The 12,112-nt window shown below is 70.2% G+C and carries 9 protein-coding genes and 1 tRNA gene; 4 read left to right on the top strand and 6 right to left on the bottom strand.

Translation table 11 applies throughout. The annotated features are described in order from the left end of the window. Positions 1 to 11 precede the first annotated feature (11 nt). On the top strand, positions 12 to 737 hold the full coding sequence (locus AW27_RS16545; protein ID WP_037920500.1) for a class E sortase: 726 nt from the start codon (positions 12 to 14) through the stop codon (positions 735 to 737). A gap of 224 nt (positions 738 to 961) precedes the next feature. Here AW27_RS16545 and pknB read toward each other — a convergent pair whose 3' ends face one another. The 6 genes from pknB to AW27_RS16515 form a co-directional block, all read right to left on the bottom strand. Then, on the bottom strand, positions 962 to 2,992 hold the full coding sequence (pknB, locus tag AW27_RS16540; RefSeq protein WP_037920504.1) for a Stk1 family PASTA domain-containing Ser/Thr kinase: 2,031 nt from the start codon (positions 2,990 to 2,992) through the stop codon (positions 962 to 964). A 194-nt stretch (positions 2,993 to 3,186) separates the two neighbouring features. Then, positions 3,187 to 4,653: a peptidoglycan D,D-transpeptidase FtsI family protein gene (locus tag AW27_RS16535; protein ID WP_037920506.1), complete on the bottom strand. Its 1,467-nt coding sequence runs from the start codon at positions 4,651 to 4,653 to the stop codon at positions 3,187 to 3,189. Beyond that, a complete protein-coding gene (locus tag AW27_RS16530; RefSeq protein ID WP_037920508.1) occupies positions 4,650 to 6,074 on the bottom strand; it encodes an FtsW/RodA/SpoVE family cell cycle protein in 1,425 nt (474 codons plus the stop codon). Before AW27_RS16530 ends, AW27_RS16535 begins: the two co-directional genes overlap by 4 nt. A gap of 28 nt (positions 6,075 to 6,102) precedes the next feature. Then, on the bottom strand, positions 6,103 to 7,557 hold the full coding sequence (locus AW27_RS16525) for a PP2C family protein-serine/threonine phosphatase (protein ID WP_037920510.1): 1,455 nt from the start codon (positions 7,555 to 7,557) through the stop codon (positions 6,103 to 6,105). A gap of 147 nt (positions 7,558 to 7,704) precedes the next feature. After that, positions 7,705 to 8,205, bottom strand: coding sequence for an FHA domain-containing protein FhaB/FipA (locus AW27_RS16520; RefSeq protein WP_030647603.1), 501 nt, complete (start codon positions 8,203 to 8,205; stop codon positions 7,705 to 7,707). A 10-nt stretch (positions 8,206 to 8,215) separates the two neighbouring features. After that, positions 8,216 to 9,034: an FHA domain-containing protein gene (locus AW27_RS16515; RefSeq protein ID WP_037920516.1), complete on the bottom strand. Its 819-nt coding sequence runs from the start codon at positions 9,032 to 9,034 to the stop codon at positions 8,216 to 8,218. Positions 9,035 to 9,326: 292 nt separating this feature from the next. Here AW27_RS16515 and AW27_RS16510 point away from each other — a divergent pair. From AW27_RS16510 to AW27_RS16500, 3 genes are all read left to right on the top strand, one after another. Beyond that, positions 9,327 to 9,409: transfer RNA gene (locus AW27_RS16510), tRNA-Leu, on the top strand. 325 nt (positions 9,410 to 9,734) lie between these two features. Further along, positions 9,735 to 11,432 (top strand): sensor histidine kinase, encoded by a 1,698-nt coding sequence (locus tag AW27_RS16505; protein ID WP_037920518.1) that lies wholly within the window; start codon positions 9,735 to 9,737, stop codon positions 11,430 to 11,432. A 9-nt stretch (positions 11,433 to 11,441) separates the two neighbouring features. Beyond that, positions 11,442 to 12,101 (top strand): response regulator transcription factor, encoded by a 660-nt coding sequence (locus tag AW27_RS16500; RefSeq protein WP_037920520.1) that lies wholly within the window; start codon positions 11,442 to 11,444, stop codon positions 12,099 to 12,101. The last annotated feature ends 11 nt before the right edge of the window (positions 12,102 to 12,112 follow it).

Below are 12,112 nucleotides of genomic sequence, written 5' to 3'. Positions count from 1 at the left end.
AGAATCACGCAGTGTCTCGTGCCAGCCGCCGTGCCGCGGCCCCGCCCGCCGGCAGCCGCAGTGTGCTCGCCGGGTTCCTGAGCCTGCTGGGCGAGGTTCTCATCACGGCGGGCCTGGTGCTGGGGCTGTTCGTGGCCTACTCGCTGTGGTGGACGAACGTCCTCGCGGACCGGCAGGCCGCCGCGCGCGGGAACGAGATCCGGCAGCAGTGGCTGAACCCGGCCCCCGAGCAGGCCGGACCGGGTGCGCTCGACACCCGGGGCGGAGTCGGCTTCCTGCACGTGCCGGCGATGCGGAACGGCGAGGTGCTCGTCAAGGCGGGCACGGCGCCGGACATCCTCGACGACGGCGTGGCCGGGTACTACACGGATCCCGTGAAGTCGGCGCTGCCGTGGGACGAGAAGGGGAACTTCTCGCTGGCCGCGCACCGCGACGGGCACGGGGCGAAGTTCCACAACATCGACAAGGTGAAGAACGGCGACGCGGTCGTCTTCGAGACCCGGGACACCTGGTACGTCTACCGGGTTTTCGCAGAGCTGCGCCAGACCTCGAAGTACAACACCGACGTGATCAACGCGGTCCCCAAGGAGTCCGGCAAGACCGCTCCGGGCCGGTACATCACGCTCACCACCTGCACCCCGGTCTACACCTCGAAGTACCGGTACATCGTGTGGGGCGAGCTGGTCCGGACGGAGAAGGTCGACGCCCGGCGCACGCCCCCGGCGGAGCTGCGCTGAGCCGGGGCCTGCACGGCCCCCAGAGGGCCTGGAGGGCCCCGCGGGAGCCCCGGGAGTTCCAGGGAGTCCCAGGAATCCCAGAGGCCCCGGACAGGCCCGCAGACGCCCGTCTGTCGCCGCCGGGGGTGTGGGCGTGCGAAAAGGTCCGGCCCCTCTCGTATCCGAGAGGGGCCGGACCTTTTCACACGGACCTGGTCGCCGGACCGGCGGCCGAGGGGCCGCGCCTAGCGGCGGCCTCCGCCACCGGTCAGGCCTCCGAAGAGACCGCCGTTGTTGTTCCCGCCGTCCTGCTGTCCGGCGATCGTGGCCACGTTGACGGCCTGTCCCGACGCGCCGGGGGTACCGGGCTCCGGGCTGGTGCTCACCACGAGCGCGTTGTCGTCCGACGGGCCGGCGACGATGCCAAGCCGCAGGTTGGCTCGCTGCAGGTCGTTCTTGTACTGGCCCAGGGTCCGGCCGGAGAAGTTCGGGACGACCGTCGCCTGCGAGGCCTTGGCGATGGTGATGCCCACGGCCTTGTTCTGTTCGAGCTCCTGGCCCGCCGCGAACTGCTGGCCGATGACCGTGCCCGGAGCGGCTCCCGGCTGGTCGGACTCCGTGACGCTGCCGAGCCGCAGGTTGACCGCCTTGAGGGCCTTCTCCGCCTCGTCCTTGGTCTTGCCCGTGAGGTCGGGGACCTCGGACTTGGACGGCTCCTTGGCCACCGTCAGCGTGATCACGCTGTTCTTCTCGGCCTCGGAACCGGCCTTCGGGTTCTGCTCCAGGACGGTCCCCGGGGTGCGGTTGGACTCCTGCGTCTTGCGGTCGACCTGGAAGCCCTTGTCCTTCAGCGCCTTCTCGGCCTCCTCGTACTTCATGTTGAGCACGTCGAGGACGGAGATCTTCGGGGCGCCCGAGGAGATGGTCACCGTGACCGTGGAGCCCTCTTCGACCTTGGTGGCGGGCTCCGGGTCCTGCTTGCAGACGTTGCCCTTGGGCTGGTCCTCGCAGGGCGCTTCGCCGCCCTTGACCACCTTGAGCTTGGAGTTCTCGCCGCTCTTGGTCGCCTGTTCCAGGGTCTGGCCGATGAGCTTGGGCACGTTGGGCCGGTTGTCGGCGGTGTCCCCGAACAGGGAGCGGCCGATGAGGATCGCGCCGACCAGGACGAGGATGCCGGCCGCCACGAGCAGGACGGTGGACGCCCTGCTCTTCTTCTGGCTCTGGCGGCGGTTCGGACCCTGGTCGTAGCCCTGGTCGCCATAGCCGTAGCCGCCGTCACCCGGTGGCATGGGCGGCATCATCGACGTCTGGGCGCCGGGGTCGGCGGTGCGCAGGGCGGTGGTGGGCTGGTCGTAGCCCTGCGGGCCGTAGCCGTGGCCCTGGTCGTGCGGGTAGCCGTAGCCGGCCGCGCCCATGGCGGCGGTGGCGGCGACGGGCTGGCCGTCGAGGCAGGCCTCGATGTCGGCCCGCATCTCGTCGGCCGACTGGTAGCGGTAGTCGGGGTCCTTGACCAGTGCCTTGAGGACGATGGCGTCCATCTCGGGCGTGATCTCGGGGTCGAAGTTCGACGGGGGCTGCGGCTCCTCCCGCACGTGCTGGTAGGCGACGGCCACCGGGGAGTCGCCGACGAACGGGGGCCGCACGCAGAGCAGCTCGTAGAGGAGGCAGCCCGCGGAGTACAGGTCGGAGCGCGCGTCGACCTGCTCGCCCTTGGCCTGCTCCGGGGAGAGGTACTGGGCGGTGCCGATCACGGCCGCCGTCTGTGTCATGGTCATGCCCGAGTCGCCCATGGCGCGGGCGATGCCGAAGTCCATGACCTTGACCTGGCCGGTGCGGGTCAGCATCACGTTGGCGGGCTTGATGTCACGGTGCACGATGCCGGCGCGGTGCGAGTACTCCAGGGCCTGGAGGATGCCGATGCACATCTCCAGCGTGCGCTCAGGAAGCAGCTTGCGGCCCGAATGCAGCAGCTCGCGCAGCGTGGAACCGTCGACGTACTCCATCACGATGTACGGGATGGAGATGTTGTCGACGTAGTCCTCGCCGGTGTCGTACACGGCGACGATCGCCGGGTGGTTCAGCGACGCGGCCGACTGGGCCTCGCGCCGGAACCGGGCCTGGAAGGACGGGTCGCGGGCGAGGTCGGCACGCAGGGTCTTGACGGCGACGGTACGGCCGAGCCGGGTGTCGTGGGCGAGGTAGACCTCTGCCATGCCACCGCGGCCGAGCACGTGGCTCAGCTCGTACCGGCCGCCGAGGCGACGCGGCTCTTCCATAACGTTGCAGCCCTCTCCGTCAGTCCCGACCGCACCTGTGTGTGGTCCGGCGGTGTGCTGTTCGCGCAAAGGCTACCGGCCGATCGTCCGTGATCGGTTCGTAGCCACAGGCTGATACTGGACCGGTACCGTACGCTCGGATCCAGGGCCGGTTCAGTGATGTGCGTCACGTCTCCGGCCCGTGATCCCCCTGGTCACCCTTGGCTGTTGAGCACCGCTTCCATGACCGCCTTGGCGACGGGGGCGGCGAGACCGCCACCGCTGATGTCGTCACGGGCGGTGCCTTCGCTGTCCTCGATGACGACGGCGACGGCGACGGGCGAGGTGCCGTCGGCGTTCTCGGCGTAGGAGATGAACCAGGCGTACGGGCGCTTCTTGTTGCCCTCGCCGTGCTGGGCGGTACCGGTCTTGCCGCCGACCGTCACACCCTTGATCTTGGCCTTCTGGCCGGTGCCCTGCTCGACGACGTTGACCATCATCTGCTGGACCTTCTGCGCGTTGCCCGCGGACAGCGGCCGGCTCATCTCCTGCGGCTCGTGCTTCTCGATGATGTCCAGGTTGGGGGCCGTGAGGTTGTCGACCATGTAGGGCTTCATCAGCTTGCCGTCGTTGGCGATCGCCGCGGTGACCATGGCCATCTGCAGCGGGGTGGCGGCGGTGTTGAACTGCCCGATCGCGCTCTGGGCGTTGCCGTCCCGACCCATCTTCTTGTCGTAGACGCTGGCGAAGGCGCGGACCGGGGTGTCGATCTTGTCGTTGTTGAAGCCGAACTTCTCGGCGGTCTCCACCATCTTGTCGCGGGTGACCTTGTCGCCGAGGTTCGCGAAGACGGAGTTGCAGGAGATGCGCAGCGCCTCGTTCAGGCTGGCCTTCTCGCACCCGGTGTGGGAGTTGGGCAGCTGGGTCTGGGTGCCCGGCAGGATGTACGGCTCGGGGGTGTCCGTCGGGTCGTTGACCTCCTTGACCACCCCGTGCTCCAGGGCGGCCGCGGCGGTGACCACCTTGAAGGTGGAGCCGGGCGGGTAGGTCTCGCGCAGGGCGCGGTTGACGAGCTTCTTGTCCTCGCTGTCCTTCAGCTCGACCCAGGCCTTCTCGTCGTTCTTGGAGTTGCCGGCGAAGCGCGAGGGGTCGTACGAGGGCGTGGAGACCAGGGCGAGGATGGCACCGGTGCGCGGGTCGATCGCGGCGACCGCGCCCTTCTTGCTGCCGAGCTTGTCGAAGGCAGCCTTCTGCGCGGCGCGGTTGAGCGTGGTGACGACGTTGCCGCCCTGCTTCTTCTCGCCGGTGAACATGCCGATGGTGCGGTCGAAGAACAGCCGGTCGTCGTTGCCGGTGAGGATGCCGTCCTCAAGCGATTCGAGCTGGGTGGCGCCGAAGGCCTGCGAGGCATACCCGGTGACCGGGGACCAGAGCTCCCCGTCCTGGTAGGTGCGCTTGTACTTGTAGTCGCTGCCGTCGGTGACCGTGGAGCCGGTGATGGGCTCGCCCTGGACGATGATGTTGCCGCGCTCGGTCGCGTACTGGGCGATCTGGACCCGTCGGTTCTCCTTGCGCGTGCTGAGTTCCTCGGCCTGGACGTACTGCAGCCAGTTGGTCCGGATCAGCAGCGCGAGGACGAGCAGCCCGCAGAACAGCGAGATGCGGCGCAGGGGCTTGTTCATGACGGGCGGACCACCTGGGTCATCTCGGAGTCGGGGGACGGGGCCGGGGCCGGGGCCGGTCGGCGGGCGGTGTCGCTGATCCGGATGAGGACGGCGATGAGGATCCAGTTCGCGAGGACGGAGGAGCCACCGGACGCCAGGAAGGGCATCGTCATGCCGGTGAGGGGGATGAGCCCCATGACTCCGCCGGCGACGACGAAGATCTGGAGCGCGAAGGCGCCGGACAGGCCGATGGCGAAGAGCTTGCCGAAGGGGTCGCGCGCGGCCAGGGCCGTGCGGACGCCCCGCTCGATGATGAGCCCGTAGACCAGCAGGAAGGCCATCACGCCGGAGAGACCGAGCTCTTCGCCGACGGTGGAGAAGATGAAGTCGGAGTTGGCGGCGAAGCCGATGAGGTCGGAGTTGCCCTGGCCCCATCCGGCACCGAGGACCCCGCCGGAGCCGAAGCTCATGATCGACTGGCCGACCTGCTCGCAGGCACCCGAGGTGGCGTAGCAGCCGAAGGGGTCGAGCCAGGCGTTGACACGGGCCTGGACGTGGCTCGCGAAGGAGGCCACGACGACCGCGCCGCCGACCGACATCAGCAAGCCGATGACGATCCAGCTGGTGCGCTCGGTGGCCACGTACAGCATGATCACGAACATGCCAAAGAAGAGCAGCGAGGTACCCAGGTCGTTCTCGAAGACCAGGACCAGCAGGCTCATCGCCCAGATCATCAGGATCGGACCGAGGTCGCGGCCGCGCGGCAGGTACAGGCCCATAAAGCGGCGGCTGGCCAGCGCGAGCGCATCGCGCTTCACCATCAGGTAGCCGGCGAAGAAGATCGCGATGACGATCTTCGCGAACTCACCGGGCTGGATCGAGAAGCCGCCGACGCTGATCCAGATCTTGGCGCCGAAGACGTCGGCGCCCAGGCCCGGGACGACGGGCAGGATCAGCAGCACCAGCGCGCCGGCCATGGAGATGTACGTGAACCGCTGCAGGACGCGGTGGTCCTTGAGGATCAGCAGGACGGCGGCGAACAGGGCGATCGCCAGGGCCGTGTACATCATCTGGCGGGGTGCGGAGGGCGAGAAGGCGCCGTAGCTGCGCTTGGCGAGGTTCTGCAGCCGCTCGGACTGGTCCAGCCGCCAGATCAGGACGACACCGAGGCCGTTGAGCAGCGTGGCGAGCGGCAGCAGCAGCGGGTCGGCGTACTTCGCGTACCGGCGTACGACGAAGTGCGCTATGCCGGCGAGCACGGCGAAGCCGCCCCCGTACACGACCATGCCGGGCGGCAGCTCGCCGTGGATCGCCAGACCCACGTTGGCGTAGGCGAAGATCGGGATGACCACGGCGAAGGCGAGCAGCAGGAGCTCGGTGTTCCGCCGGCTCGGCAGCTCGATGGCGCCGATGGTGGTCGTATTGGTGACAACGCTCATGGTGTGGCAGGCCCCCTGCGCCCGCGGGCTACTTTCCGCACAGGCCGACCAGCTGCTGCTCCTCGGGAGTCAGGCTGGGGCCGGGTGTCTGGCTGTTCTGCGCCTCGGCGCCTCTGCGCTCCTCGTCCTTCTTGCACGCGGAGACCTGGACGCCGAGGTCGTCCAGCTTCTTGCGGGCACCATCGAGGCTTCCCTCGCTGATGGTGGCCTCGACCAGCTTGCGCTTGAAGGGCGGCAGGTACTTCAGTTCGATGTCGGGGCGGTCGATCTCCACCTTGGAGAGCTCCAGCGGGCCGAGCTTCGGGCTGATGCCGCGGAAGAGTGCGACGTGCTCGCCCTTCACACCGACGTAGAACTGGGTCTGGGTCCAGCGCCAGCCGGCGTAGAGGCCGCCGCCGATGACACCGGCGACGACGAGCAGGGTCAGTGTGCGGGTGGTCCACTTGCGCCCTTTGCTGCGGCGCCTGCGGGGGTGGTCGTAGGTGTCGTCGTAGCCGGAGCCGCCGTCGTATCCCTCGGCCTCGCCGAAGGATCCGTAGCCGCCGCCCTGGCCGGGGTCGCCGTAGCCGTAGGCGGCGTCGCCGCTGCCGGGGGGGCCGAAGGAGCCCGTGGGCGGCGGGGCCTGGCGGCCGAGCCCGGAGGCGCGGCCGGCCGGGGTCTGCATGGCGTTGTTGTTGTCGAAGAGCTGGTGCTGGTTCTCGGCTACCGCGCCGACGACCACGGGGGTGTCGCTGACCTGGGCGGCGAGGGTGTCGCCGCTGTCGGTGTCGAGGACGTCGGCGACGATGCAGGTGATGTTGTCGGGCCCGCCGCCGCGCAGCGCGAGCTGGATCAGCGACTGCACGGTCTCGCGGGGGCCGTGGTAGTCGGCGAGGGTCTCCTCCAGCGTCTGGTGGGAGACCACGCCGGAGAGCCCGTCGGAGCAGATGAGGTAGCGGTCGCCGGCGCGGACCTCGCGGATGGAGAGGTCGGGCTCGACGATGTCGCCGCTGCCCAGCGCGCGCATCAGGAGGGAGCGCTGCGGGTGGGTCGTCGCCTCCTCCTCCGTGATGCGGCCCTCGTCGACCAGGCGCTGCACCCAGGTGTGGTCCTGGGTGATCTGCGTGAGAACGCCGTCGCGCAGCAGGTAGGCGCGGGAGTCGCCGACATGTACGAGGCCGAGGCGCTGGCCGGTCCACAGCAGGGCGGTGAGGGTGGTGCCCATGCCCTCCAGCTGGGGGTCCTCCTCGACCATGACGCGCAGCTGGTCGTTGGCACGCTGCACGGCGGTGGCGAGCGAGGTGAGGATGTCGGAGCCCGGGACGTCGTCGTCGAGCTGCACGAGGGTGGAGATCACCTCGGAGCTCGCCACCTCGCCGGCGGCCTGCCCGCCCATGCCGTCGGCGATCGCCAGGAGACGCGGGCCGGCGTAACCGGAGTCCTCGTTCCCCTCGCGGATCATGCCCTTGTGGGATCCGGCTGCGAACCGCAGGGACAGACTCATGTGCACCTGCCCTGTCGACGAAGCTTCCTCCGGGTACAACCGGTCTCGAGCCACACTGCCCACCCTCCGGTCGGGAGCGCGCCCGTGTCCGTGTCCTCGGTGGCACGGATCACCGCCGCGCGCTCGCTCCGCTCGCTCATTCTCGTACTACTTCCGCAGCTCGATGACGGTCTTGCCGATGCGGATCGGCGCGCCCGGCGGAATGGGCGTCGGGGTGGTCAGCCGGGTCCGGTCGAGATAGGTGCCGTTGGTGGACCCGAGATCCTCGACGATCCACTGGCCGTCACGGTCGGGGTAGATCCTGGCATGGCGGCTGGACGCGTAGTCGTCGTCCAGCACGATCGTGGAGTCGTGGGCGCGGCCCAGGGTGATCGTCTGCCCGGCGAGGGCCACGGTGGTACCCGTGAGGATGCCCTCGGAGACGACGAGCTTGGTGGGCGCACCGCGACGCTGGCGCTGCTGCGGAGGCGCGGCCTGGCGGCCGCCCTGCTGCGGGGCGCCGCCGGCGCCGCCGCGGCGGGAGGAGCCGCGCTGGGTCACTCTCGTACCGAAGAGATCACTGCGGATGACCTGGACGGCCACGATGACGAACAGCCACAGAACGGCCAGGAAACCCAACCGCATGACCGTCAGGGTCAGCTCTGACATTGCCCCCGCTTCACCCTTCGGCTTGCCGGTAAATGATGGTGGTGCTGCCCACGACGATCCGCGAGCCGTCGCGGAGCGTAGCGCGGGTGGTGTGCTGCCCGTCCACCACGATGCCGTTGGTGGACCCGAGATCCTGGATCGTCGAGGGCGTTCCGGTCCGGATCTCACAGTGCCGGCGCGATACGCCGGGGTCGTCGATCCGCACGTCGGCTTCGGTGCTTCGGCCGAGTACGAGCGTGGGGCGCGAGATCTGGTGGCGGGTGCCGTTGATCTCGATCCAGTGCCGCCGGGGCCCGCCGGATCCCGCCGGGGCCGCGCCGCCGGGACCGCCCGGGGCGGGCCGGTGGGCACCGGGTCCGCCCGGGGGCGGGCCGGCGGGCATGGGCGGTGCGGCGACCGGCGGGTAGCCGTAGCCGCTCGCCGGGGACGGGGCCGCGCCCTGCGGCTGCGAGGTGCTGGAGGCGAGGGTGCGACTGCGGACCCGGTAGAGCCCGGTGTCGAGGTCCTCGGCCTTCTCCAGGTGGACCTTGATGGGGCCCATGAAGCTGTACCGCTGCTGCTTGGCGTAGTCGCGGACGAGGCCGGCGAGCTCGTCGCCGAGCTGTCCGGAATAGGGGCTCAGGCGGTCGTAGTCGCCGGCGCTGAGCTCCACGATGAAGTCGTTGGGGACGACGGTCCGCTCACGGTTCCAGATCGTGGCGTTGTTGTCGCACTCCCGCTGGAGGGCTCCGGCGATCTCCACCGGCTGGACCTCGGACTTGAAGACCTTGGCGAAGGTGCCGTTCACCAGACCTTCGAGTCGCTGCTCGAACCGCTTCAGAACTCCCATGGGGCACCTCCTCCGTCGTTGTGGCCCTGTACTGCTTACTGATCGTATCCACGCGTGGCGGATTCGGGTGGTTCCCCATCGCTCCTGTGAGGACGAGTGTTGGTCCTCACAAGGGATCGTAGGGGCGCTCGGGGAACAGTGTCCCGCACGGGGAGCGGAGTGCGGGAGGGGCTGTCCGCACGGGTGCGTATGCCCCCGGGGAAAGCGATGTGAACTCACCCCGTTCTACGTGCTAATGTTTCGACGTCGCCAGGGGAACGGCCCGAAAGGGAAGGCCACTGGGACGCTGCTCGGGCGAGTGGCGGAACGGCAGACGCGCTGGCTTCAGGTGCCAGTGTCCTTCGGGACGTGGGGGTTCAAATCCCCCCTCGCCCACTTCGACGAGACGGTCGTCACCGCGAGAGCGGTGGCGGCCGTCTCGCTTTGTTCCCGGTCACTCCCGGTTGTTCCCGCTCGTTCGCGGCCGGGTACACGTGACGCGGTGTGCCGACGGCCGACGGCCGGGGTTCGGGATCCAGCGTTCGGGATCCAGCGTTCGGGATTCACGGCACGGGCTGTGGCGTCGGTCACGAAGACTCCTCCCGAGGGGGCGTACCGACCCGGCCGCGGGCGCCGATTTCCGACCTTCGTCATGGCGGACGAGACGAAAGAGGACGGCCGGGGCGCTCGGCGGATGTCTAGGGTCGGCCACGTGGATGCGATGGCGAAGACACGTGCGGGCTGGGACTGGCTGCGGGGCCCCGAGCCGTGGACACGGCGGATGCTGGCGGGGGACCTCGCCCTGGCCGGTGTGCTGGCCATCCTCGGACTGGGCGTCGAGGAACTCGACGAGGGCCCCGGGCAGCGGATGCTGCTGGGCGCCGTCGTCGTGCTGGCGCTGGCCCTGCTGCGCCGTCGGCTGCCGGCGGCGACGCTCGTGGCGGGGTCGGCGCTCAGCGCCGTCCTCCCGGGGCTGGTCTTCGTCCTTCCGCTGCTGGGCTGGTCGGCCGGGCGGCGGATCGTCGGCGTGGGCCGGGCGCTGGGCGCCTTCACACTGGCCTTCGTCGCGTCGATCGCCCTCAGCGTCCTGGACCAGTGGTCGCTGATGCGCCCACTGCTGGTGATCGTGTTCTCCACGCTGATGTTCCTGGCCGTCACGGTGATGCCGGGGCTGGCCAGCCGGTACTGGTCGCAGCGCCGCACCCTGCTCGCGGCGCTGCACGAGCGCAACGGCCAGCTGCTGCGGGAGCGGGCCATGGTCGCCGGGCAGGCGCGGCTGCGCGAACGGCAGCGCATCGCCCAGGACATGCACGACAGCCTCGGACACCAACTGGCCTTGATCTCCGTGCACACGGGTGCGCTGGAGGTCGATCCCGAGCTCACCGACCGTCAGCGGGACGCTGTGGGCGTACTGCGGCAGGCCTCGGTGTCCGCGATGCACGAACTGCGCGAGGTCGTCGGCATCCTGCGCGACGGCGTGGAGGCGCCCGCGCCGGTGGACGAGGCCCAGCCCGCGGCCCGCGGGGTGGCCGGGATCGCGGGCGTCGTCGAGGCGGCGCGGGGCGCCGGGACCGAGGTGCGGCTGACCACCGCGGGGCGGCCGAGGCCGCTGGTCGCGGCCTGCGACCACGCCGCGTACAGGATCGTGCAGGAGGCCCTGACGAACGCGTACAAGCATGCTCCGGGGGCGCCGATCACGGTGGAGCTGCGGTACGAGGACGACTCGCTGGTGGTGGAGATCGCCAACGGGCCGTCAGCCGGGCCGGGCGAGGACGTGGTGTCGGGTGGGCAGGGCCTGACGGGGCTGCGCGAGCGGGCCCGGCTGGTCGGCGGCATGGTGCACGCGGGTCCCGCCGAGGGCGGCGGCTTCCGGGTGGCCGGGGTGCTGCCCTACGGCGCTGAGCCGGCCGGCGCCCAGGACGTGGCCGACGACTTCGGACAGTGGGCGCAGGCGCGGAAGGGCACGCAGCCCCAGGCCCGGGGGCGGCGCGGCGAGCAGCCGCCCATGGACTGGGCGGCGGTGGACCGGGAGCTGGCCGTACGGGTGCCCAGCCGCACCGGCGCCGTCGCGGTGGGCTGCGGGATCGCCTTCGCGGCGGTGGTGGTGCTGGTGATCGTGCTGGTCGCCGCGATGGTGATGCTGATAGACACGGCGAGTGACTCGATGATCAGCCGGGACGAGTACGACGCCGTGCACGTGGGCGAGAGCGAGACGGCGGTCCGCGACCGGCTGCCGAGCGGCGAGAGCTTCCTGACCGCGGGCGCTGACCGGAAGGGGCCGCCCCGGCCGGAGGGCGCGCAGTGCCTGGTGCTGCTGGCCGATCAGGAGCCCAAGTCGCTGACCACGGACCTGGTGTTCCGGTTCTGCTTCCAGGACGGCAAGCTCGTGGACAAGCAGACGTACGAGGTCAAGCAGTAGGAGCACGGTGTGACAGCCGAAGTGATCAGAGTGGTGATCGCCGACGACGAGCCGCTGATCAGGGCCGGGATCAGGATGATCCTCACCTCGGCGCCGGACATCGAGGTCGTCGCGGAGGCGGCGAACGGCCGGGAGGCCGTGGAACTGGCCCGCTCGCACGCCCCCCAGGTGCTGCTGCTCGACATCCAGATGCCGGTGATGGACGGCCTGACTGCGCTGGGCGAGCTGCGCCGGGCCGTTCCGGAGGTGCGGGCCCTGATCCTGACCACCTTCGGCGAGAAGGAGAACGTCCTGCGGGCGCTGGGCCAGGGCGGGGCGGGATTCCTGCTGAAGGACTCGGCGCCGGGTGAGTTGATCGGGGCGGTCCGGGCGGCCGCGGCGGGGGACGCCTACCTCTCGCCCGGGGCCACCCGGCATGTGGTGGACCAGCTGGCGTCCGGGAAGGCCGCCGCGCGGGGTGCGGAGGCCCGTCGACAGGTCGCCGAGCTGAGCGAGCGGGAGCGGTGCGTGCTGGCGCTGCTCGGGGAAGGGCTGTCCAACGCGGACGCAGGTCGGCGCCTGCACATGAGCGAGGCCACCGTGAAGACGTACGTGAGCCGGATCCTGGCGAAGCTGGGCTGCGAGAACCGGGTCCAGGCGGCCCTGCTGGCCAGGGACGCCGGGCTGTAGCCGCTGGCCAG

The sequence above is a fragment of the Streptomyces sp. PCS3-D2 genome (genome assembly GCF_000612545.2).
GTDB lineage: Bacteria > Actinomycetota > Actinomycetes > Streptomycetales > Streptomycetaceae > Streptomyces.
The sequence above is the reverse complement of the archived record's forward strand: the minus strand, read 5'-3'. Positions and strand labels throughout refer to the sequence as shown.